This is a genomic window from Actinopolymorpha cephalotaxi, assembly GCF_013408535.1.
GTDB classification, from domain to species: Bacteria; Actinomycetota; Actinomycetes; order Propionibacteriales; family Actinopolymorphaceae; genus Actinopolymorpha; species Actinopolymorpha cephalotaxi.
Genome location: NZ_JACBZA010000001.1, coordinates 179,553 through 202,942, shown reverse-complemented (window position 1 = coordinate 202,942; position 23,390 = coordinate 179,553). Strand labels below are relative to the sequence as shown.

The 23,390-nt window shown below is 70.1% G+C and carries 16 protein-coding genes; 7 read left to right on the top strand and 9 right to left on the bottom strand.

Translation table 11 applies throughout. The annotated features are described in order from the left end of the window. Window positions 1–4: 4 nt before the first annotated feature. The 4 genes from FHR37_RS00845 to FHR37_RS00830 form a co-directional block, all read right to left on the bottom strand. Complete coding sequence (locus FHR37_RS00845; protein WP_092881813.1) at window positions 5–1,456, bottom strand: rhamnulokinase; 1,452 nt, start codon at window positions 1,454–1,456, stop codon at window positions 5–7. Between the two features lie 91 nt (window positions 1,457–1,547). Continuing rightward, window positions 1,548–3,581: a bifunctional aldolase/short-chain dehydrogenase gene (locus tag FHR37_RS00840; protein ID WP_092881176.1), complete on the bottom strand. Its 2,034-nt coding sequence runs from the start codon at window positions 3,579–3,581 to the stop codon at window positions 1,548–1,550. Between the two features lie 54 nt (window positions 3,582–3,635). After that, the gene (gene rhaI, locus FHR37_RS00835) at window positions 3,636–4,808 is read right to left on the bottom strand and encodes an L-rhamnose isomerase (protein ID WP_092881811.1); all 1,173 of its coding nucleotides are present in this window, start codon (window positions 4,806–4,808) and stop codon (window positions 3,636–3,638) included. A 25-nt stretch (window positions 4,809–4,833) separates the two neighbouring features. Next, window positions 4,834–5,145: an L-rhamnose mutarotase gene (locus FHR37_RS00830; protein WP_237768580.1), complete on the bottom strand. Its 312-nt coding sequence runs from the start codon at window positions 5,143–5,145 to the stop codon at window positions 4,834–4,836. Window positions 5,146–5,497: 352 nt separating this feature from the next. Between FHR37_RS00830 and FHR37_RS00825 the strand changes: the two genes are divergently transcribed. Together FHR37_RS00825 and FHR37_RS00820 are read left to right on the top strand one after the other, a co-directional pair. Continuing rightward, window positions 5,498–6,805: a Gfo/Idh/MocA family protein gene (locus FHR37_RS00825; protein ID WP_092881172.1), complete on the top strand. Its 1,308-nt coding sequence runs from the start codon at window positions 5,498–5,500 to the stop codon at window positions 6,803–6,805. A gap of 111 nt (window positions 6,806–6,916) precedes the next feature. After that, window positions 6,917–8,893 carry a S9 family peptidase gene (locus FHR37_RS00820; protein WP_092881170.1) on the top strand — a complete coding sequence of 659 codons (1,977 nt, stop codon included), beginning with the start codon at window positions 6,917–6,919 and terminating at the stop codon, window positions 8,891–8,893. Between the two features lie 20 nt (window positions 8,894–8,913). Here FHR37_RS00820 and FHR37_RS00815 read toward each other — a convergent pair whose 3' ends face one another. Then, a complete protein-coding gene (locus tag FHR37_RS00815; RefSeq protein ID WP_092881168.1) occupies window positions 8,914–10,608 on the bottom strand; it encodes an HNH endonuclease signature motif containing protein in 1,695 nt (564 codons plus the stop codon). Between the two features lie 442 nt (window positions 10,609–11,050). Here FHR37_RS00815 and FHR37_RS00810 point away from each other — a divergent pair, with 442 nt between their 5' ends. Beyond that, window positions 11,051–12,856, top strand: a complete 1,806-nt coding sequence (locus tag FHR37_RS00810) for a glycoside hydrolase family 2 protein (RefSeq protein WP_092881809.1) — start codon at window positions 11,051–11,053, stop codon at window positions 12,854–12,856. 108 nt (window positions 12,857–12,964) lie between these two features. Further along, window positions 12,965–14,755: a hypothetical protein gene (locus tag FHR37_RS00805; RefSeq protein WP_092881166.1), complete on the top strand. Its 1,791-nt coding sequence runs from the start codon at window positions 12,965–12,967 to the stop codon at window positions 14,753–14,755. 84 nt (window positions 14,756–14,839) lie between these two features. Here FHR37_RS00805 and FHR37_RS00800 read toward each other — a convergent pair whose 3' ends face one another. Continuing rightward, complete coding sequence (locus FHR37_RS00800) at window positions 14,840–16,849, bottom strand: aldo/keto reductase (RefSeq protein WP_092881164.1); 2,010 nt, start codon at window positions 16,847–16,849, stop codon at window positions 14,840–14,842. 262 nt (window positions 16,850–17,111) lie between these two features. Between FHR37_RS00800 and FHR37_RS00795 the strand changes: the two genes are divergently transcribed. The 3 genes from FHR37_RS00795 to FHR37_RS00785 are packed head-to-tail and all read left to right on the top strand — an operon-like array spanning window position 17,112 to window position 20,338. Further along, the gene (locus tag FHR37_RS00795) at window positions 17,112–18,503 is read left to right on the top strand and encodes an extracellular solute-binding protein (protein WP_237768579.1); all 1,392 of its coding nucleotides are present in this window, start codon (window positions 17,112–17,114) and stop codon (window positions 18,501–18,503) included. Continuing rightward, window positions 18,500–19,450, top strand: a complete 951-nt coding sequence (locus FHR37_RS00790) for a carbohydrate ABC transporter permease (protein WP_092881162.1) — start codon at window positions 18,500–18,502, stop codon at window positions 19,448–19,450. Before FHR37_RS00795 ends, FHR37_RS00790 begins: the two co-directional genes overlap by 4 nt. A 15-nt stretch (window positions 19,451–19,465) precedes the next feature. Beyond that, the gene (locus FHR37_RS00785; protein WP_092881160.1) at window positions 19,466–20,338 is read left to right on the top strand and encodes a carbohydrate ABC transporter permease; all 873 of its coding nucleotides are present in this window, start codon (window positions 19,466–19,468) and stop codon (window positions 20,336–20,338) included. 345 nt (window positions 20,339–20,683) lie between these two features. On the opposite strand, the gene FHR37_RS00780 is transcribed toward FHR37_RS00785, so the two are convergent. The 3 genes from FHR37_RS00780 to FHR37_RS00770 all read right to left on the bottom strand — a co-directional run bounded on the left by FHR37_RS00780 (window position 20,684) and on the right by FHR37_RS00770 (window position 23,229). Continuing rightward, window positions 20,684–21,037: a response regulator transcription factor gene (locus FHR37_RS00780; RefSeq protein WP_092881805.1), complete on the bottom strand. Its 354-nt coding sequence runs from the start codon at window positions 21,035–21,037 to the stop codon at window positions 20,684–20,686. Between the two features lie 429 nt (window positions 21,038–21,466). Beyond that, window positions 21,467–22,564, bottom strand: coding sequence for a Gfo/Idh/MocA family protein (locus FHR37_RS00775; RefSeq protein WP_092881158.1), 1,098 nt, complete (start codon window positions 22,562–22,564; stop codon window positions 21,467–21,469). Further along, window positions 22,549–23,229 (bottom strand): ThuA domain-containing protein, encoded by a 681-nt coding sequence (locus tag FHR37_RS00770; RefSeq protein WP_092881156.1) that lies wholly within the window; start codon window positions 23,227–23,229, stop codon window positions 22,549–22,551. The genes FHR37_RS00775 and FHR37_RS00770 overlap by 16 nt, the downstream gene beginning before the upstream one ends. Window positions 23,230–23,390 lie beyond the last annotated feature (161 nt).

Genomic DNA, 23,390 nt, shown 5'->3' with positions numbered 1-23,390 from the left:
GGGCTCAGGCGGCCAGCAGTGCGGACCAGCGGTCGTGGTCGCGGGGTTCGTACCTGTGCAGTTCCTGGGTACGCCGTACGACGTCCCTCGCCTCGGCCCGGTCGACGAGCACACCGTGCGCGCGGGCCTGGACGAGCAGGTTGCCCAGCGCCGTCGCCTCCACCGGGCCGGCCACCACGGGGAGCCCGCAGGCGTCGGCGGTGAGCTGGCAGAGCAGGGCGTTCTGCGCACCGCCGCCGACGACGTGCACCACGTCCACCCGCCGCCCGGACAGCCGCTGGGCGGCCGTGACGTTGCGGGCGTGCGCGAGCGCCAGGCTGTCCAGCACGCACCGGGTGACCTGGGCCTGCGTCGTCGGCTCGGGCTGCCCGGTGTCGCGGCAGTGCGCACGGATCCGCTCCGGCATGTCGCCGGGCGCGAGAAAGTCCGGGGACTCCGCGTCCACCACGCTGCGCAGCGGCGGCTCCGCCTCGGCGTCGGCGAGCAACCGCGCCAAGCTCACCGGCCGCCCCTCCTCCCGCCACGTGCGCATGCTCTCCTGCAGCAGCCACAGCCCCATCACGTTGCGCAGGTAGCGGATCGTCCCGTCGATCCCCACCTCGTTGGTGAAGTTGGCCTCCACGCTCGCCGCCGACAGCACCGGCGAGCCCAGCTCCAGGCCCACCAGCGACCAGGTGCCGCAGGAGACGTAGGCGAAGTGCCCGTCGTGCGCCGGGACCGCCGCGACCGCCGACGCGGTGTCGTGCGAGCCCACCGTGGTGACCCACAGGTCGCGGGAGACGCCGAGCGGACCGTGCAGCTGGTGCCTGATCGGGCCGAGCAGGTCGCCGGGGTCGCGCAGCGGCGGCAGCAGCCGGCGGGGCAGGCCGAGCCGGCGGACGAGGTCGTCGGACCAGGAGCGCGCCCGTACGTCGTACAGCTGGGTGGTGGACGCGTTGGTGCGTTCGGCGCCGATCCGTCCGGTGAGCCGGTGGCAGAGCAGGTCCGGCACCAACAGCATGGTGTCGGCCTTGCGCAGCGTCGCCGGGTCCTCGGCCAGCAACTGGTAGGCGGTGTTGAACCCCATGAACTGCACGCCGGTGGTGGCGTAGAGCGTGCGGTCGCCGACGTCGGCGCGTACCCGCTCCATGATCCCGTCGGTACGCGAGTCGCGGTAGTGGACCGGTGGCGCGAGCAGCCGGCCGGCCTCGTCGAGCAGACCGTAGTCGACACCCCAGGAGTCGACGCCGACGGAGGTGACGCCGCGTTCGCCCGCCTCGCGAACACCGGCGAGAATCCCACGCCACAACGACGGAAGGTCCCATGACAACCTGCCGTTGACATGGATCGGCTCGTTGGGGAACCGGTGGACGACCTCGGTGTCCAGGTGGTCCGGGCCCACCGTGCCGACGAGTACGCGCCCGCTGGACGCACCCAGGTCGACCGCGGCGGCCCGAAGTCGCACGTCGTCGCTCATCCGCATGCCCCCTTCGTACAGCCCCTACGTACAACCCCGTCGTACAGCCCTGTTGCCGACCAAGCCGGCCCGCCGGCAGCCGGCCGGGCCGTCAGCGCAGGAAGGCCGCGGCCACGCCGCTGTCCACCGGAATGTGCAGGCCGGTGGTCTGGGCCAGGTCGCCGGAGGTGAGCGCGACCACCGCCGCGGCGACGTGCTCGGGCAGCACCTCCTTCTTCAGCAGCGTGCGCTGGGCGTAGTACTCGCCGAGCTTCTCCTCCGGTACGCCGTACACCGCGGCCCGCTGCGCGCCCCACCCGGAGGCGAAGATGCCCGAGCCGCGCACCACACCGTCGGGGTTGATGCCGTTGACCCGGATGCCGTGCTCGCCGAGCTCGGCCGCGAGCAGCCGCACCTGGTGGGCCTGGTCGGCCTTGGCGGCGCCGTAGGCGACGTTGTTCGGGCCGGCGAAGACGCCGTTCTTGCTGGAGATGTAGACGATGTCGCCGCCGAGTCCCTGGGCGACCATCGCCGCCGCGGCCGCCCGGGCCACCAGGAACGACCCGCGGGCCATCACCCGGTGCTGCAGGTCCCAGTCGGCGGTGGTGGTCTCCAGCAGTGGCTTGGAGATCGACAGGCCGGCGTTGTTGACCACCAGGTCCACGCCGCCGAACGCGAGCGCCGCCTCGTCAAGCGCTGCTTGCACCTGCTCCTCGTCGGTGACGTCCACGGTGACGGGTACGGCCACGTCGGTGCTGCCGATGGCCGTCGCGACCTCCGCGGCGGCCTCGGTGTTCAGGTCGGCGACCACGACGCAGGCGCCTTCGGCGGCGAGACGTTCGGCGATCGCCCGGCCGATGCCGGATCCCGCGCCGGTGACGAACGCGACCCGAGTGGCCAGCGGCTTCGGCTTGGGCATCCGGGCCAGCTTGGCCTCCTCCAGTGCCCAGTACTCGATCCGGAACTTCTCGCGTTCCTCGATCGGGCGGTAGCTGGAGATCGCCTCCGCGCCGCGCATCACGTTGATGGCGTTGACGTAGAACTCCCCCGCCACCCGGGCGGTCTGCTTGTCCTTGCCGAAGGTGAACATCCCGACGCCGGGCACCAGCACGACGGCCGGGTCCGCGCCGCGCAGGGCCGGCGTCGCGTCGTCGGCGTACCGCTCGTAGTAGGCGCGGTAGTCCTCGCGGTAGGCCGCGTGCAGCGCACGCAGCCGCTCCTCGACCTCCGCCAGCGGCGCCGTCGCCGGCAGGTCGAGCACCAGCGGGCGCACCTTCGTCCGCAGGAAGTGGTCGGGGCAGGAGGTGCCGAGCGCGGCCAGGCGCGGGTGGTGCTCGCGGGCCACGAAGTCGAGCACCGCGTCGCTGTCGTTGTAGTGGCCGACCTGCGGGCGGTCGGTGGAGGCGAGGCCGCGGATCAGCGGTGCGAGGGCCGCGGCCCGGGCCCGCCGCTGCGCGGGAGGCAGCGGCTCGTACCCCTCGATCACCGGCCCGAACGGATCCGGCTTCCCGTTGCGTTCGATGTACGCCTGGCAGGCCGTGATGATCTCCAGCGAGTGCTCCTCGCACTCCTGCGACGTCGCGCCCCACGCGGTGATGCCGTGCCCGCCGAGCACCACCCCGATCGCCTCCGGGTGCTCGGCGTGGATCCGGGCGATGTCCAGCCCCAGCTGGAATCCCGGCCGCCGCCACGGCACCCACGCCACCCGGTCGCCGAAGCACTCCTTGGTGAGCGCCTCCCCGTCGGCCGCGGCGGCGAAGGCGATCCCGGCGTCGGGATGCAGGTGGTCCACGTGCGGCGCGTCCACCAGCCCGTGCATCGCGGTGTCGATGGAGGGAGCCGCTCCGCCCTTGCCATGCAGGCAGAAGTCGAACGCGGCCACCATCTCGTCCTCGCGTTCGACACCGGGGTAGACGTCGGCCAGCGCCCGCATCCGGTCCAGCCGCAGCACGGCCAGCCCGGCCTCGGTGAGGGTGCCGAGGTCGCCGCCGGATCCCTTCACCCACAGCAGTTCGACGTCGGCCCCGGTCACCGGATCGGGTTCGGCACCCTTGCAGGAGGCGTTGCCGCCGGCGTAGTTGGTGTACGTCGGGTCGGCGCCGAGCCGGTGGCTGCGCTCGATCAGCTGGGCGACCTCAGGGTGCATGATGCTGGCCTCTCCTCAACCTCTGTGGGTGTGCGGTGCTCGCGACCGTGCGGGTCACGCGCCCCAGCCGGCGGCCTGGCCGCCGCGGCGTTCCTCGCGTACCCGCTCGGCGTGGCCGGTTCGACGGTAGGCGGCGATCGGGTCGGGATCGACACCGAGGTCCGCGCGAACCTCCGCGAGCAGCGGCCGGACGTCGTTGTTGTAGGCGTCCATCACCACGGCGTTCGCGCCGAGCACGTCGCCCTCGCGCTGCGCGGCGGCGAGCGCGCCGGCGTCCACCAGCAGCGCCTTGGCGGTGGCCTCCTGGACGTTCATGATGGACCGGACCATGGCCGGCACCTTCGGCTCGAGGTTGTGGCACTGGTCGAGCATGAACGCGATGTTCGCCGACTCCTCCAGCGCTCCGGCCTGCACGATCTCGAGCATGATCCGGAACAGCTGGAACGGGTCCGCGGCACCGACCATCAGGTCGTCGTCGGCGTAGAACCTGCTGTTGAAGTGGAAGCCGCCGAGCTTTCCCTGCCGCAGCAGGAACGCCACGATGAACTCGATGTTCGTGCCCGGTGCGTGGTGGCCGGTGTCGACCAGCACCTGCGCCCGCTCGCCGAGGGTGACGCAGTGCGCGTACGACGTGCCCCAGTCGGGGATGTCGGTGGCGTAGAACGCCGGCTCGAAGAACTTGTACTCCACCAGCATCCGCTGGTCCGCACCCAGCCGGTCGTACGCCGCGGACAGCGCCTCGGCGAGCCGGTCCTGGCGGGCGCGCAGCGAGTCCTGCCCGGGGTAGTTGATCCCGTCGGCGAACCACAGGCTGAGGATCGAGGAGCCGGTGGCGTCCATGATGTCGACGCACTCCAGCAGGTGCGCGAGCGCCTTTTTGCGTACGGCCGGGTCGGGGTTGCAGACGCTGCCGAGCCGGTAGTCGTCGTCCTGGAAGACGTTCGGGTTGATCGCCCCGAGCCGGATGCCGGCGTTCTTCGCGTGCGCGGCGAGGTCGGCGTAGTCGTCCACCTTGTCCCACGGGATGTGCAGCGCCACGCTCGGCGCGACTCCGGTGAGCTTGTGGACCAGCGCGGCGTCGTCGACCTTCTCGTAGGCGTTGCGCGGAATGCCTTCCTGCGCGAACACCTTGAACCTGGTGCCGGAGTTGCCGTACGCCCAGGACGGTGTCTCGATCTGCTGCGCGCGCAGGGCGGACTTGACAGTCTCGATCGTGGTGGCGGCCATGCCCTTCATCTCCCGTTCAGCATGCTCAGTCGAGGTGGAAGACCTCGGTGAGCGGTCGCATGTCGGTGTCGGCGCTGCCCGACTCCAGGTCCTCGAAGAACTCCGCCATCTCACTTTGCCAGCGGCGGTTGATCTCCCGCTCCGCCATGCCCGCCTTGGCCGCCTCGAAGTCCTCGGTCTCGAGATAGCCGACCAGCAGCCCGTCGTCGGTCAGGAAGAGCGAGTAGTTGTGCCATCCGGTCTCGCGCAGCGCCTGCTGCATCTCCGGCCAGACGGCGCGGTGGCGTTGCCGGTACTCGTCCAGGCGGTCAGGCCTGACCCGCAGCAGAAAACACACCCGTCGCACGGCACCGCCTCCCGTCGATCGCTCGCGTGATCGACTGAATCGTTTCACGGATGGTAGGGACCTGCCGGGAACGCGGTCAACGACCGGGTCCCGGGCCGGACAGGCCGGTTCCGGAACACCGGGAATCGGCTCGGCGCGAGGGCCTGGCGGGCCCGACCGGCTCCCGGTCGCGGGCCGTCGCGGGACCACTGCGGTCCGCTGCCGCAGGCCCACCAACCGTGTACGACCGGTCGCCGATCTGGACGTGAGTGCTCCAACTGGCGAGCTAGTGCGCAACAAAACGCATTCACCTGGCACCATCGGGAGCGGACCACTGACAACCCACGCGCGACACCTGGAGCACATGGTGACCGAGGAAACCCTTCCCACGACCGGGCGTCCGGTGACGATCGCCATCCTGGGTGCCGGCAACCGCGGCTCGGTCTACTCCAGGTGGGTGGCGGCCCACCCCGACCGGGCCAGGGTGGTGGCGGTCGCGGAGCCGCGTGACTACCAGCGCAAGACCCTCGCCGAGCTGCACGGCGTACCCCCCGAGCGCACGTTCTCCTCCTGGACCGACCTGGTGGCCGCCGGCCACGGCGGCAAGCTCGCCGACGCCGCCGTCGTCGCCACCCAGGACCACGACCACGTGGAGCCCGCCACCCAGCTCGCCGAGCAGGGCTACCACCTGCTGGTGGAGAAGCCGATGGCGCCGACCGAGGAGGGCTGCCGGGCGCTGCTGGACGCGGTCCAGCGCACCGGCGTGATGTTCGGCGTCTGCCACGTGCTCCGCTACACGCCGTACACCCAGCTGCTCAAGGAGGTGCTGGACTCCGGCCGGATCGGCGACATCATCAGCATCCAGCACCTGGAGCCGGTCGGCTACTGGCACCAGGCGCACTCCTACGTACGCGGCAACTGGCGGCGCGAGGACGAGTCGTCGTCGATGCTGCTGGCGAAGTCCTGCCACGACATCGACTGGATCCGCTACGTCGTCGGCGCGCAGATCGACAAGGTGTCGAGCTTCGGCCGGCTGTCGTACTTCACGCGGGAGAACCAGCCCGCCGGCGCCTCCGACCGCTGCCTGGACTGTGCGGTGGAACCCGGCTGCGCCTACTCCGCGAAGAAGCTGTACCTCGGCATGATCCAGCGCGGCGAGACCGGGTGGCCGCTGCACACCATCACCAACGACATCACCGAGGAGGGCGTCACCAAGGCGCTGGCCGAGGGGCCGTACGGCCGGTGCGTGTGGGCCTGCGACAACGACGTGGTCGACCACCAGGTGGTCTCGATGGAGTTCGCCGGCGGGGCCACCGGGACGTTCACCATGGTCGGGTTCGCCGAGAAGGGCCACCGGCGTACGCAGATCTTCGGCACCCAGGGCACCGTCGACTGCGACGGCGAGCACGTGACGGTCTTCGACTTCCTCACCGACCGGACCGAGGTGCTGTCGGTGCCGGCCACCGGGCACGACGCGGGGTCGGGTCACGGCGGCGGCGACGCCGGCCTGGTGGACTCCTTCACCGCCGCGGTGGCCGCGGGCGACCCGTCGCTGATCAGGTCCGGCGGCCTCGAGTCGCTGGAGACCCACCTCGCGGTCTTCGCCGCCGAGCGCGCCCGGCACGCCGGCACCGTCGAGCGGGTCGACGTCCCGTCCGTCACCGCGGGCTGACACTCCGTCCCGGTCCCGCCGGGAAGAACCACGACCGGCCCGCACGCCGCCCGAGGCGGGTTCAGGGCGGAGCCTCGACCAGCACCACGGCGGCTACTACAGTCCGGCGGCATGAAGCCTGCTGATCTTGGACTGCTGCGGACTCCTGGTACGCCCACCGTGTCTCCGGACGGGCGCACCGCCGTCGTCGCCGTCACCCGGCTCGACCTGGAAGCCGACGCCTACCGCGGCCAGCTGTGGACGGTACCGACCGAGCCGACTGGGCCGACCGGGCCGACCGACGGCGCCGAAACCGCCCGGCCGCTCACCCACGGCTGGAACGACCAGGCGCCGGCGTTCTCCCCGGACGGGCGGTGGCTGGCGTTCCTGCGCGCGGCCGGCAAGAGCGGCAAGGAGGCCAGGCCGCAGCTGTACGTCCTGCCCACCGGTGGCGGCGACGCGCGGCAGGTCACCACGGTCGACCAGCACCCGCTCGGCGCTGGCGCCCCGGTCTGGAGCCCGGACTCGACCCGGCTCGCCTACGTCGCCAGGGTTCCCGACGAGGGCCGCTACGGCACCCGCGAGGACGTCGCGCCCGAGCAGGAGCCGCCGCGCCGGATCACCAGCCTGCGTTACCGCCTGGACGGGGTGGGCTTCGTCCTCGACCGGCGGCCGCACGTCTTCGTCGTCGACCCGTTCCACGCCGAGCCGGCGTCACTGCAGGTGACCTCGGGCGACTTCGACCACGCCGACGTCGCATGGAGCCCCGGCTCCGACCTGCTGGCGTTCACCAGCGCCCGCCACGCCGGCCGGGACCGCGACCTGCGCAGCGACGTGTTCGTCTGTACGCCGGACGGCAAGGATCCACGCCAGGTCACCGACACCACGCTCAGCGTGGGGCAGCCGGCGTTCGGGCCGGACGGGCGGACGGTGTACTTCCTCGGCAGCGAGGTCGGCCCGAGCGGGCTGGACTTCGTGGCCCGTCACACCGGGTTGTACGCGGTGCCCGCCGACGCGGCCGAGGGCACGCCGAGCCGGCTCACTGCCGCCGAGACCCTGCAGCACGGAGACAGCACCGGCCGTACCGTCGTCACCGCGGACGGCGTGCTGTTCGGCCACGAGAACCGCGGCGCGGTCGACCTGGCGCTGGTCCCGTTCGACGGCGGCGAGCCCCGCCCGGTGCTGACCGGGCAGCGACAGACCGTCGGCTTCGACGCGGCCGCCGGTGTGCTGGTGGCCACCGTCACCACCGGCGACAGCGCCGGGGAACTCGTCGCGGTCCGGGACGGCACCGAGCGGGTCCTCACCGCGTTCGGGGCGGACCTGGCGAGGACCGGCCGGGTCCGCGCGCCCGAGGAGCTCGACACCACCGCACCGGACGGCTACCCCGTGCACGGCTGGCTCGTCCGACCCGAGGGCCCCGGCCCACACCCGGTCCTGCTGCTGATCCACGGCGGCCCGTTCGCGCAGTACGGCTGGACTCTGCTGGACGAGGCGCAGGTCTACGCGGGTGCGGGCTACGCGGTGGTGATGGGCAACCCGCGCGGCTCCTCCGGCTACGGACAGGCGCACGGAGCCGCCATCCGGTACGACGTCGGCGAACGCTCGGCGGCCGACCTGCACGCCCTGCTGGACCACGCCCTGGCCACCCACCCGGAGCTGGACGCGGACCGCACGGGAGTGATGGGTGGGTCGCACGGCGGCTTCATGACCACCTGGCTGGCCGGGCACTCCGACCGGTTCCGAGCGGCGATCAGCGAACGCGCCGTGAACGCGGCGGACAGCTTCACCGGCTCCAGCGACATCGGGTGGTACTTCGCCGAGGGCTACTACGGCGACGCCGACCGGCGCGCCTGGATGTCCCCGCTGGCGGCCGCCGGCGACATCGCCATCCCGATGCTGATCATCCACTCCGAGCACGACTGGCGGTGCCCGGTCGAGCAGGCACAGCGCCTGTTCGTGGCGCTGAAGCTGCGGGGCGTGGAGACGGAGTTGCTGCTCTTCCCCGGTGAGGGGCACGAGCTGTCCCGGTCGGGCCTGCCCAGCCACCGGATCGCCCGGTTCGACGCGATCCTCGACTGGTGGGAACGCCACCTGCGGACGAGTTAGTCGCCCGTACGCCTGCCCCGTCATGGGCGGAGGGTTCGCTGCTGTGGGTCCACCCATTCCGGGGGTACGTACTCGGGGTGGCCGTGTGCGCCCATGCGGACCAGCCAGCCTTTGTGGTGGACGGTGACGTGGTGGAAGCGGCATAGGAGTACGCCGTTGTTCAGGTCGGTCGGCCCGCCGTGGTCCCAGGCGGTCATGTGGTGCGTGATGCAGCGCGGTTCGGGGATGTTGCAGCCGGGGAAGTGGCAGTGGCTGCCGTCGCGGATCGCCAGTGCACGTCGCTGGTGTTCCCTGAAGAAGCGGTCTGAGCGGCCGAGGTCGAGCACCTGCCCGTCTCCTGCGAGGACGACCGGGATCAGGTCGGCCTCGCACGCCAACCGGCGCACGGTGGCGGCGGAGATCGGTTTCCCGTCGACCCAGAGGTAGCGGGCCGACCCACCGCCACCGCACTTCGGGCACCCGTCGTGCGGGTCTATGAGGTCGGTGGCAGCCTTCGACCCTTCTGCACCCTGGGCGCGGTCGGCGACCTCGGAATCGGTGTTCGGTTGTGGGGGTTGGCCGGGTGTTCGCGGTGGTGGTATCCCGTCCGCTAGTGAGCCGGCGCCGGGTGGCGGCCGTTTCTGCTTACCTGGCTGGGATTCCTGGCCCTCGTCCTGACCTTCTGCCTCATGCGGGGTCGGCTCACCCGCCTGGTCGGGGTCCTTGGCCGCATTCTTCGCGTTCTTGGCGTTGCCTGTGTCCTTGCTGGTGCCGTACTTGGGGTCGGTGCAGGGGCAGGTGCACGGCCGGGGGCGTTCGGGGGTGGCGGTGTCGTCGATCGTCCCGGCACCCAGGCCCTTCAGCAGAACGTCGATGGGGATGGTGACCGCGACCTGGGGTGGTCGGCCGCCGCGTACGGGTGTGGTGGTGGCGGCGGCGAGCAGGCCGAGGGTTTCGGCGAACGCGTCCCCGCGCCGCTGTTCGATGGGGCGGGTGTCGGGTTCTGCGCCCTTCTTCGGTTCGGCCAACGGTTCGATGATCTTGCGGAGGAGTTCCATCTCCCACGACGGCAAAGTGATCCGCACCGTCTCGGACTGGGGGATGCCGTTGGGCAGGTAGCGCAGGGACCGTTTCTGTTCGGCCTTGCGGTCCTTCTTGGCCAGTTCTTCCCCTTCCAGCCGTTCGGCCTCTTCGGGCGCGATGCGTTCCAGCAGCGATTCGCCCATTCCGCGGAGTTCGTCGGGGTTGGCGAAGCCGGCCTTCTCGATCAGGAACTCCTCCGCCCGGTGCCGTTCATCGGCCCCGACGTACTCCGGGAGTTTCTTCAGTGCCTCGGCGATCACCTTCGCCTGCATCGCCGACACCGCCCCGGCGGCCATCGCCTCCAACGTCAGCCGCGCCACCTTGCCCAGGTCGCGGGCCAGCCCCACGACCGCGGACGCCTCCCGCTGCGCGAGCCGCTGCGCGGTGCGCAGGTAGACGGTGGCGTTGGGGGAGCCGGTCAGCTTGCCGATGTCACTGGCCTCCGCCAGAGCCACCAGGTCCAGCTCCAATGCTTCGAAGCGGGCCTTCTTCGCCCGCGCCGCAGCGATCACCGCCCCCATGTCCTCCGGCTTCAGGCCACCCTTCGGCGCCACCCACGCCTCGTCCAGCGGAGCGTCGACCCGGTCGAGCGCAGCCAGGATCCGGCCGGCGGCATCACCACCGGTCCAGGCACCCCACTCACTCGAAGACATGATCGAATCGTACCGGCCACCACCGACAAGCCCGGTTAGCCCACAAGGCGGGATTCCCCTTGCATGTAAAGAGCAATCTCCGTGCCGATCGACGATCCGGCTCGTCACCGTACACGTTTCAAAGGGGCCGGCATTCACTGCGACAGGTCAGATTCCGGCCCACGACGTAGGCCCTCATCGTCCAGTCGGCATCGAGAACCTGCCCCTGGGAACGGGCCCGCACCTTGGCGACTCCACGGGCGGCGAGCGTTCCGATCAGGTGGCGGAACGCCGCTGCCGGATGCCAGTTTGTGGAACGCACTCTGGTCCTGGCGGTGGGCTTCTGGGAGGATCCCGTTTACAGCGATGTAATGATCGACGCCGACGACGCTGACGACGTCGGCCGAGCACCATACGTACCGCCCCCGACGCAGGAGCCCCCGTGCCCGAGGAGCCCACCACCATGACCTCGACCGCGACCTCGACCGACCAGCCCCGCCCGGAGTACCCGCGACCGCAGTTCGTCCGTCCCGACTGGCTCAACCTCAACGGACGCTGGCAGTTCGAGACCGACCGGGGCGACTCAGGCCTCGAGCGCGGCGTGCTCGAACGCGACCTCGGCGGTGAGATCCTGGTGCCGTTCTGCCCGGAGTCGGAGCTCTCCGGGATCGGCGACGTCGACTTCATGGAGGCGGTCTGGTACCGCCGTACGTTCGCGGTCCCCGAGCAGTGGCGCGGACGCGACGTGCTGGTCCACTTCCAGGCCGTCGACCACGACACCACGGTGTGGGCGGACGGCGCCGAGGTGGCCAGGCACCGCGGCGGCTCGACGCCGTTCAGCGCGAACCTCGGCGACGTCGCCGGCCGCGAGGTGACGCTCGTCGTCCGTGCCCGCGACCACCGGGCGGGCCCGCAGGCTCGCGGCAAGCAGTCCGACCAGTACGGCAACCACGACTGTCACTACACCCGGACCACCGGCATCTGGCAGACCGTGTGGCTGGAGCCGGTGCCCACGTCGCACCTGAACCGGCCGCGGATCACGCCGGACGTCGCCGGCAGCGCGTTCCACGTGGAGGTCCCGCTGGCCGGGCCGCGTCGCGGGCTCAGTGTCAAGGCGACCTTGTCAGACGACGCCGGCGTGGTGGCCACCGCGCAGGTGCGCGCCGACCTCGACCTCGCCGTCCGGCTCACCCTCGCCGTGCCGGACGACCGCCGCACGCTGTGGTCGGTGGGTGCTGGCCACCTGTACGACCTGGCGTTCGAGCTGGTCGGCGCCGACGGCGCCGTGGTCGACCAGGCGACGAGCTACGCCGGACTGCGTTCGGTCAGCATCGACGGCAAGGCCGTCCTGCTGAACGGCGAACCCGTCTTCCAGCGGCTCGTACTGGACCAGGGCTACTACGCCGACGGGCTGCTCACCGCGCCCGACGACGCCGCCCTCGTCGCCGACATCGAGCTCTCCCTCGCCGCCGGCTTCAACGGCGCGCGACTGCACCAGAAGGTGTTCGAGGAGCGCTTCCTCTACCACGCCGACCGGCTCGGCTACCTCGTGTGGGGCGAGTTCCCCGACTGGGGGTGCAACGTCGGGAAGGACGGCGACAACCAGCAGCCCACCGCGACGTACGTCACGCAGTGGCTGGAGGCGGTCGAGCGCGACTACTCCCACCCCTCGATCGTCGGCTGGTGCCCGCTGAACGAGACCTGGCAGCGGCTGCACGACCGGATCACCGTTCTGGACGACGTGATGCGCGGGATGTTCCTTGCCACCAAGGCCGCCGACCAGTCCCGGCCGGTACTGGACACCTCCGGCTACTCCCACCGGGTGCCCGAGACCGACATCTACGACTCGCACAACTACGAACAGAACCCGGCGAAGTTCGCCGAGGCGATGAAGGGTCTCGCCGAGGGCAGGCCGTACGTCAACGACGGCGGGCAGGACAAGCCCTTCTCGGTCGCCTACGCCGGACAGCCCTACTTCTGCAGCGAGTTCGGCGGGATCTGGTGGAACCCCGACGCACGACCGGACGAGGACTCCTGGGGGTACGGCGAACGCTGCCGCACGCTGGAGGAGTTCTACGACCGCTTCGAGGGGCTGGTCGCGGTGCTGCTGGACGACCCGGACATGTTCGGTTACTGCTACACGCAGTTGACCGACGTCTTCCAGGAGCAGAACGGCGTCTACCGCTTCGACCGCTCGGAGAAGTTCGACCTCGAACGCGTCCGCGCCGCCCAGACTCGTACGGCGGCGATCGAGAAGGCGCACGGCTGAGACCCGGCCACGACCAACGCGATGACCGGGGCCGGGCGAAAACCGTCCGGCCCCGGTCAGCCGCTCCCCCGCCGCGAACCCCTGCCGGCCGGTGCGCGTCCCACTGCCATGACCACTGATTCCGTCGCCGTCCTCACCACCGGCGTGGACAGCTTCTTGCCGTACGTGCAGGAGTCCGGCGAGTTGCACGACCCGGTGTTCGACGAACCCACGCAGTACGGCACCGCCTACCACGCCTACTGTCAAGCCGTCCTTGCCGAGACAGGGCCGGCCGCGCACCGCGCCGACCGGCTGGCCCGAGCCGGTCGGGGGCTGGACGCGGCCCTCGCGCACACCGAGAATCCCGACCTCCCGCCGACCGGCGCCTCCTTCTCCCGCGCCGACGGGTCGGTTCGCCGGTCCAACCATCGCGACTTCACCTGGCCGCCGATCCTCAAGACGTTCCGCGTTCTGCGGGACGCCGGTGACGGGCGTACGGCCGAGTTCGCCGGCCGGATCGCCGCCGTGGACCTCATGCGTTCCTTCCGCTCCCGGCCGCCGTCGAACTGGGCGTCGGTGTGGCTGTCCGGTGAGTGGATCCGCATCCGGGAAGGGCTCTCGCCGTACTCCGTCGCCGACGTAGACGAGTGGCTGGCGGTCTTCCTCGCCGACCTCCTCCGGCCCGAGACCGGCTTCTATTTCGAACCGGGCAAGCCGAACTCCTACGACCTGTTCACCCGGCTGCACGTGGCGGACCTGCTGGTGGAGGGGTACGACGGCCGGCACCGTCCCGCCCTGGAACGGCTGATGGCGACCGGCCTGGAGCGCAGCCTCGCCGTGCAACTGTCCGACGGGTCGCTGGCCTCCGCGCACCGCAGCGCCGGGCAGACGTGGACGCTGGGCGCGCAGGTCGCGTACTTCACCCACGCACGCGCGTACTTCACCGAGCGCCAGGACACCGAGCGTGCGGACCGGGCCGCGGAGGCCGCCACGCGCGCGTTCGTGTCAATGCGGCGTTGGCAGCGGCCCGGCGCGACGTTCAGTCCGGTGGAGAACGTGCTGCCCGAGGGCTGGCGGGTGGGGTACGAGGCCTACACCGCCGACGGCCACTACGCCAACCTCGCGCTGGCGTTCCTGGCCACCGCGGTCCGGGCAGGGTTCACCGGCACCGCCCCGCTGCCCGCGGAGCGTACGCCGGCGACGCGGGTGGAGCACGACCCGACCTTCCGCGGCGTTGCGAGCGCCGGCCGCTACTCGGTCGCGGTGAACGCGGACCCCGCACCGGCTTACGACGGGTTCGGGATCACCGACCTCACCGTCGGACCGGACCGCCACCTGCAGTTCGCGTCCAGCGTGCGGCACCTGGAGAGCGGGCGTTTCCTCAACCTGGGCACGGCTCTGCGCTCCGGAGGCGTACGCGGCGACCTGGATGTCCTGGCCCAGCGCACCTTCGCCCTGGACGCGCCGATCGAGGCGATCCAGGCGGCCGATGCGTTCGATGCAGTTCATCTGGACGGCGCCGAGAGCCGAGCAGGCGCACTGGCCGGCCTGAGGGTGCGGGGGCGGTCCGACGCAGACGGCGGGGCCGACGCGATGCCGTACCGGCTCGAGGTCACCGTGCACGACGACGGCGTCCACGTGGACGAGGCAACGCCCGGCGTGGCCGGCGAGCGAACCCTGCTGGTGCCCTACCTTCGCGACCCCGGCACCGGCGTGCACACCCAGGTCGAACGCACTCCCCACGGTGTGCGCCTCGTGCACGGCGAGGAGGTCCTCGACGTGAACGTCGAGGTTCCCGTGGAGGCGATGGTGCACCTGCCGTACGGATTCGAGAACCGCCGCGGACTGTGCGGCCTGGTCCGCCTCGACCTGACCGGCGTGCACGACACGGTGCGCTTCACCGTCACCGTCGAACGCTGAGCCCAGAACGCGTTCGGGCCCCGCACCGACGAGCGATGCGGGGCCCGAAACCCCGGTCGGATCACCAACCGGACAAGGCGGAACTCAGTCGCGCAGGTCCAGCCAGCGCACCTCGTCCGGCGTCAGGTCCACCTGCAGGCCGGGCAGCGAGCTGTGCGTCTCCGACAGAGCGCGCGGGCCGATCAGCGGGAACGTCGGGAAGTCCTGGTGCAGGACGTACGCCAGCGCGATCGCGGTCGGGTGCACACCCCGCTTGCGCGCCAGCGACGTGGCCCGGGCCAGGCGCTCGAAGTTGTCGTCGCTGTACCAGCACCGCACCAGTTCCGCGTCGGAACGGTCCTCGGGCTTTGCACGTCCGGTGAAGAAGCCCCGCGCCTGGCTCGACCAGGGCATCAGCGCCAGCTGGTTCTTCTCCAGCCACTGCCGGGACTCGTCGTCGCTGATCGCCAGGCAGCCGGCCCAGGGAACGTCCAGCGCCCTTGCCAGGCTGAAGTTGTTGCTCACCGCAACCATGGGTTGACGGCCGTTGGCCTCGGCGTAGGCGTTCGCCTCGGCGAGGCGCTCCAGGGTCCAGTTCGAACCACCGAACGCCTTGATCCGGCCGGCACGGTAGTGCTCGTCCAGCACGTCGACGAACTCGCCCACCGGGTAGTCGGTGTTGTCCCGGTGCATGAAGTACACGTCGACGTAGTCGGTCTGCAGGCGTTCCAGCGACTCGTGCAGCTGCCGGGTGATCGACTCCGGGTCGCAGTGCGGGGTGTGCGCTCCCTTGCCGATGACCACCACGTCGTCGCGGACACCGCGGTTGTGGATCCACTGCCCCAGAACGCGTTCGCACTGTCCCCGGCCGTAGATGTAGCCGGTGTCGAAGGTGGTCCCGCCGCGCTCGAAGAAGTCGTCGAACATCGCGGTGCCGTGCGAGAGGTTCATCTGGTTGTCCACGCCCATCACCAGGCGGGAGACCTGCTTGTCCACGCCCACGATCTGGCCGTACTTCATGGTGTGGTCGTCGCGCCGGCGCAGCGGCCGACGGTGCACGGTCGGCCGGTTCGCGTCCAGCCGCTCCGAGGGGTACTCCAGCCCGATGGCGGCCCGCCAGGCGTCCAGGGTGGCCGCCTGGCCGAGGGAGTCCGCCCAGGCCATCGCCGGCGCCTGGCGGTCGGCCAGGTGCGCGGCCACCGTGTCGGCCTCGGCGGCGTACAGCGGAACCGTCTCCACCTCGACGTGCCGGTCGTCCTCACCGACGCGGTGCACCTCGATGCCCGCGCTGCTTCCGTCCCGGGCCGGCAGCCACGGGTTGGGCACCACGAGGTAGCCCTCGCTGCCGACCACCCGGACGACGTTCTCCGCGCCCTTGCGGATGCCGGTCACCACGTGGGCGGACACTCCACCGGGGAACGTGAGGGTCGCCGCGGTCCACTCGTCGACACCGGTCTCGCCGACCCGGCCGACCGCGCTGACCGACTCCGGGTCGGCGAACGGCTGCCCGGCCGCGACGCCGGCGATCAGCCGGGCCATCGAGACGGGATAGCCGCCCACGTCGAGGATGCCGCCGCCGGCGAGCTCGGGGTCCCACAGCCGGCTGCCCGGGTTCGGGGAGCCACCGAACGCGAACGACGCCTCGATCTGGTGGATCTTCCCGATCGCGCCCTCGCGCAACAGGTCCAGCAGCGCCGCGGTCTGCGGCACGCAGCGGTACATGAACGCCTCCATCAAGAAGACGTCATGCTCGCGGGCCGCCTCGATCACGGCCATCGTCTCGGCGTGGTTCACGGTCAGGGGCTTCTCGCACAGGATGTGCTTGCCCGCCTCGGCCGCCCTGATCGCCCACTGGGCGTGCTGCGGGTGCGGGGTCGAGATGTAGACCGCGTCGACCTCGTCGTCGGCGAGTAGTTCCTCGTAGCTGCCGTAGCCGCGGGCGCCGCCGAACTCCGCGGCGAACGCCTTCGCCTTGTCGAGGTCGCGGCTGCCCACGGCCACGAGCACGCCGGTGCTCGACGCCGGGAGGTCTCCTGCAAAGCGGCGGGCGATGTTGCCCGGGCCGAGAATTCCCCAGCCCAGCTTTCCGTCCGCACGTGTGATGTCTGGTGCCATGAGGCCAAGCCTTCCAGGCTGTTCGCCCAACCTTCGCGCCGAGCCGCTACCGGTCGCCTGGCTGGCCGAACTCGGACAGCGCAAGGCGGGGTTGGCGGTTTTCGACGACCCTGGGTCGTCTCCACCCACCCCGGCGTGTTCGGCAGTGTGATCGATCCTTGCCAGATGCGGGGCTCGATGCCATCTTCTGGTGCTCACCCGGGGTCAGCAAGGTGTGCGGAGCGCGACGATCAAGCGCGACGAGCAAAGGAGTGCGATGGTCATGCCGGCAGCACGCATCTCGCGCCGACGGGCGATCCAGGCCCTCGGCGGGCTTGGCCTGGGCGCGATGGGCCTCCTCACCGGGGGGTGCACGTTCACCAAGGGCACGCCGCCCATCACCGACGTCGGTCTGGACAAGAAACCGGCGCCGGGACGTAAGACGAACATCGAGGTCTACAGCGTCTGGGGTTCGACCGTCGGTGCGGGGATGGTCAACCTCGCGAAGAAGTTCGAGGAGGCCCAGCCCGACATCGGCGTACGCGTGACCTACGCGCCGGCCGGGATGGGCGGCGGCGCGGTCCAGCAGAAGCTGTTCACCGCGATCGCCGGCGGCAACCCACCCGACGTCGGTCAGCTCGTTCCGTCCCAGGCGCCGCAGTGGGTCGAGCTCGGCATCATGACCGACCTCACCAGCCGCTACCGGGCGGCGGGCCTGTCCCAGGACGACTTCTTCGCGCCGGTCTGGGAGAGCATCACCTACAAGGGCAGCGTCTGGCAGATGCAGTGGGACGCCGACCCGAACTTCCCGTTCTTCTGGAACAAGCAGTTGTTCGAGGACTCGGGTCTGGACCCGGAGAAGCCGCCGAAGACGCTGGAGGAGGTGGACGAGTACTCCGCGAAGATCCTGAAGAAGTCCGGGGCCAACGTCACCAAGATCGGCATGATCCCCTGGGACTCCTACGGCTACTCCAACTCGCTGTTCACGTGGGGCTTCGGCTTCGGCGCGGAGTTCTACGACAAGGAACGCGAGGAGGTCACTCCCGACCACGAGTACTCCGTGAAGGCGCTGGAGTGGATCGTCAAGTACGCCAAGTCGGTGGGCGGTGCCGACCGGGTGACGGTGACGCCGCCGGGCCTGCAGCTGCACCCGTTCAGCACCGGCAACATCGGCATGGCTCCGCTGGTCGCGCCGAACTACCGCGACATCAAGACCAACGCCAAGGACATGAAGATCGGCGCCACGCTGCTTCCCTTCGAACCGCCCGGGGCGAAGGCTCCCGGTGCGGGTGCCTGGATCGGTGGCTGGGGGATGTTCATCCCCGCGACCGCCCGGCACAAGGACGAGGCGTGGGAGTTCCTGCGCTGGGTCGGCGCCACCGACGAGGGCACCAAGGCCCAGTGGGAGACGGTCGGGTTCCCGCCCGGCTACCGCAAGGCCGCGGTCCTCGCGGAGATCCGCGACGACCCGGTGATGGCGCCGTTCTACGACGTACTCACCACCGCGACCAACATTCGCCCGCCGGTGCCGGTGGCCGACTTCTACTTCACCCAGCTCGACGAGCAGATCAGCAACGCCGTGCTCGGCTTGAGCACACCCATCCAGGCCCTGCGCACGGTCAAGAAGAACGTCATGGGCGAGTGGGACAGGTTCCGGAAGGAGGTCGAGGCATGACCACGACCACGGCACAGTCGTCGTCAGCCGAGCGCCGGTCGGCCGCCAGACGGCCCGCGCGCACCCCCCAGCAACGCCGCAACTTCTTCTGGGGCCTGGTGTTCACCTCACCGGCGATCATCGGGCTGTTGTGGTTCACCCTCTACCCGGTGCTGGTGTCGCTGTACTACAGCTTCACCTCGGCCACGATGATGAAGCCCGCGCAGTGGCTCGGGCTCGGCAACTACGAGTCCCTGGTGTCGGACTCCTCCTGGTGGGACTCGCTCGGCAACACGCTCTACTACATCGTGGTGAGCGTGCCGCTCGGCATCGCGGTGGCGTTGTTCCTCGCCATCCTGCTCAACCTGAACGTCCGCGGTCAGTCGATCTACCGGGTGATCTTCTACCTGCCGGCGATCGTGCCGCTGGTGGCCTCCGCCGTGGTGTGGTTGTACGTCTTCAACCCGCAGTACGGCGTCTTCAACACGGTCCTGGGGTGGTTCGGCATCACCGGGCCGGGCTGGCTGGCAAGCCCCGAATGGGCGATGCCCGCGCTGATCATCTTCAGCACCTGGGGCGCGGGCAACCTGATGATCATCCTGCTGGCGGGCCTGCAGGACGTGCCGCAGGACCTGCACGACCAGGCCAAGGTCGACGGCGCGGGGGTGTTCCGGCGCTTCCGGCACGTGAGCCTGCCGTTCCTCAGCCCGCACCTGCTGTTCGCCCTGGTCACCGGTCTGATCGCCGGCTTCCAGTTCTTCACGCCGGTGTTCGTGCTGACCAACGGCACCGGCGGCCCGGCCGGCAAGACCCTCGTGTCGGGCCTGTACCTGTACCAGAACGCGTTCCAGTTCTTCAAGGTCGGCTACGCGAGCGCGATCGCCTGGGTGCTGTTCATCATCGTCGGCCTGGGGACCGCGCTCGTCTTCCGCCTGGTCGGCCGGCGCGTCTACTACGGCGGAGCATAGGAGGGCTGAGGAAAGATGGCAGTCGCACAACGCACGGCCCTCCCCGCCCAACGGGGCGCGGGCTGGAACAAACTCGCCGAGAAGGTCGTCGCGCACGCCTTCCTGATCGCGATCAGCGTGATCTTCATGGTGCCGTTCTTCTGGATGGTGTCCGGCTCACTGAAGACCGGCGTGGACCTGAACGCCTTTCCGGTGGTGTGGTTTCCGAAGACGCTGACGCTGGAGAACTACATCGCGGGGCTGCAGGTGTTCCCGTTCGCCCGCTATCTGTTCAACACGCTGGTGATCTGCGCCTTCTCCATGCTCGGCGCGGCGCTGTCGAGCTCGTTCGTGGCATACGGGCTGTCCCGGATCGAGTGGCGGTGGCGCACACCGCTGTTCGTGGTGATCCTTTCCACGATGATGATCCCGTTCTACGTCACGATGGTGCCGCTGTTCACGATGTTCCGGTCGATCGGGTGGACCGACACCTACCTGCCGTTGATCGTGCCGCACTTCTTCGGTGTGCCGTTCTACATCTTCCTGCTCCGGCAGTTCTTCCTGAGCATCCCGAAGGAGATGTCGGAGTCGGCCCGCATGGACGGCGCCAACGAGCTGGTCATCTACTGGCGGATCATCCTGCCGCTTGCCAAGCCGGCCTTGGCAGCGGTGGCGCTGTTCCAGTTCCTCACGTCCTGGAACGACCTGCTCGGCCCGCTGATCTACCTCAGTGACGCCGACAGTTACACCCTCTCGCTCGGGCTGACCTTCTTCCGCAGCGAGTACAGCTCGCAGTTCGGGCCGCTGATGGCGGCCAGCACCGTGGTGGTGATCCCGGTGATCGTGGTGTTCTTCTTCGCCCAGCGCACGTTCATCCAGGGCATCACCCTCACTGGCGTGAAGGGCTGAAGGACCGAAACCCCAGCAGGAACCCACGAACGCCCGGCCGGGAGCATTCGGCCGGGCGTTCGTGTTGCGCTTTTCGTCACTCTCGGTGGTAATTCCCCTCGAATTCTCCGCCCGCGGCGCCGATCACAGGCTGGTAACGATCCCACACCGAGAACACCCACTGCGGGAAACCGCTCTCCGGACGCGAGCTCCGTCCACCGAACTCGGCCCACAAAAAACCGTTGGGCGGGTGTCATCACGACACCCGCCCAACGGGAGATTCGGTTGGCGACCGACGGCCGAACGCCTCGTTGCGCTGCGACCACCGGCGCGGGGGGAGCTGATTCGAACCCTGCTCGGGGGTTCTTAGATCAGCCCGTTCCTCGCGGCCCAAGCGACGACCTGAATGGGCGCCCGGGCACCGAGTCGGTCGCAGAGCGCCCGCGAACGCCGGCGCACCGTCCGATCGGAAAGCGCTAGCCGACGCGCGATGGCTTCCACCGGAAGCCCGTCGGCCAGCAGTGCCAGGAGCCTGATCTCGTCGTCGGTCACGCGGCGCCTGAGGTCGGTCGTCGTCGTGACATGACTTGGAACGTGACTCGGAACATGACTGGGAACATTGTGATGCGTCGTGGTGACAGTTGGCGCACTGTAGATGCCCTCGTTAGCGACACCAGCCGGTCGAAGAGCCCTCACTACGCCATGGCTGAGATCTGACATGCCCATCCGCCTTCGCGTTGACCCCGTACCCTGCGTTCGCGTTAACCCCGTGTTAAAAGAAGCGGCCTGAGTCGTTTCAATGTGCACCTAAGGTACGGGCGCCGCCCCGCCTAGTCAACGGTCGGACGCACGCTGTTCCCGACTACTTCCCGCTATCAACAAACGCTTCGTGAGCGACTGAACTCGCCTTGTCACATTGCGTTCGTTTCTTCCAGGTAACGCCGACCACGCTACGCGGACACCGTCCGATGACTGCCGTTCCACGCCCGGTGACCTTGACGCGTAACCCGAGCGAAAATTCGTGCCGTCACCACTTCCGGAAGCGGACACCGAAACGCCGACGGCCCCCACACCGTGCGGTGTGGGGGCCGTTCGTGCCGTCGTACGTCGAACGCTTCGGGTCGACGCGGTCCAGGCCTGGGGCCTGCCTCAGGCCTTGTCGGGGGTCGCACCCTCGGGGACGGCCGCCGGCCGCTCGACCGTGCTGTCCACCTCGACCGGAGCGCCGCCCTGGGCGCCGGACTCCAGCAGCGACTCCATCACGTCGAGCACGTGGTAGGCGAGCTCGCCGCTGGCCCGGTGCGCGCCGCCGTCGCGGATCGCCCGTGCCATGTCCGCCAGGCCGTAGCCGCGGCCGGAGTCGGCGTACCCACCGGCCACCTTCGCCACCGACCAGTCGCTGCCGGGCTTGTACAGCTTGACGTCACCGGCGAAGCCGTTCGGGTCGGGCACCGACAGCGAACCCTCGCTGCCGTAGACCTCGATCCGGGGCAGGTTGGAGCCCCAGACGTCGAAGCTGGTGACGACCGTGCTGAGGACGCCGGACTCGTGCTCGAGGACGCCGGTCACGTGCGTGTCCACCTCGACGCTGAACGTCGTCCCCTCCTTGGGGCCACTGCCGACGGTGCGCTCCTGCTTGGCCCGGCCGACCCGGCCGGTCACCCGGGCGATCGGCCCGAGCAGGTTGATCAGCGCACTGAGGTAGTAGGGGCCCATGTCCAGCAGCGGCCCGCCACCCGGCTTGTAGTAGAACTCCGGGTCCGGGTGCCACGGCTCGGGTCCGGGGCTGACGAAGAACGCGCTCGCCGCGGTCGGCTGACCGATGTCACCGCGGTCGAGCAGCGCCCGTGCGGTCTGCGTACCGGTACCGAGCACGGTGTCGGGCGCGCAGCCGATCCGCAGGCCGGCCTTGGTGGCGGCGTCGAGCAGCGGACGGGCCTCCTGCCGGGTGGCGGCCAGCGGCTTCTCGCCGTAGACGTGCTTGCCCGCACCGAGCGCGGCCAGCGCCACCGAGGCGTGCGCGGCCGGGATGGTGAGGTTGAGGATGGCCTCCACCTCGTCGTCGGCGTACAGCTCGTCGGGAGTCAGCGCCCGTACGCCGTACTTGTCACCGGCGGCCTTGGCCCGCGAGATGTCCAGGTCGGCGGCGGCGACGACGTCGAGACCCGGCAGCTTGGCCATGTGCTCGAAGTACGTCTTGCTGATCGTGCCCGTGCCGACGACGCCAACCTTCAGCGGCTCGCCCATAGCAGTCCTCTCTCGATGATCGTGCGAACCTCGGGGGTGTCGAGGTCGTCAAGCTTGTGACCGACCGTACAGACGAAGACCCGGCCGGAACCCCACGGCTTGGTCCACACGGCCGGCATGGTCACGCCGTCGATCCAGGGGTAGTCCGGATGCGCGGCGAAGGTCGTGGACGCGAGCACGTCGATGCTCGGGTCCGCGTGGACGTAGTACTGCTCGGTGTGCACGGCGAACCGGTCGACACCGGCGACGATCGGGTGGTCGGCGCGCTCGGGGAGCACCTGGACCTCGTGGTCGACGAAGCCGCCCGGGTGGCAGATGAACTGCCCGCCCACCATGAAGTTGTACTCGAGGTCGGCGCGGAAGGCGTCGGCGATGCCACCGTGCCAGCCGGCCAGCCCGGTGCCCGCGCGCACGGCCGTGTCCAGGCCCTTGCTCTGCTCGGGGCTGATCTGGCCCATCGTCCAGCACTGCACGATCAGGTCGGTCGAGGCGAGCAGGTCGGCGTCGAGGTAGGAGTCCAGGGTGTCGGAGACCTCCACGGTGTAGCCGCTCTCCCGCAGGAACGGGACGAAGCGGTCGGTGGCCTCCACGGGCACGTGGCCGTCCCAGCCTCCGCGGACGACCAGCGCGCGGCGCGATCCGGCGGGACCCGGCGATGTTGTCACGGGCGTCAACTCCTCTGTGCGGGCCCAAAAGCGAGGGCTCGACGCTATGGCGCGCGGTAACGCAGGGCAACGCCGACCCCCTGCACGTTCACCATGTGAGAACCCCGCCCGCGCGGGGTGTCCGGAGCTCGCCAGCCGCCGGACCCCTTGTGGCGTGGACG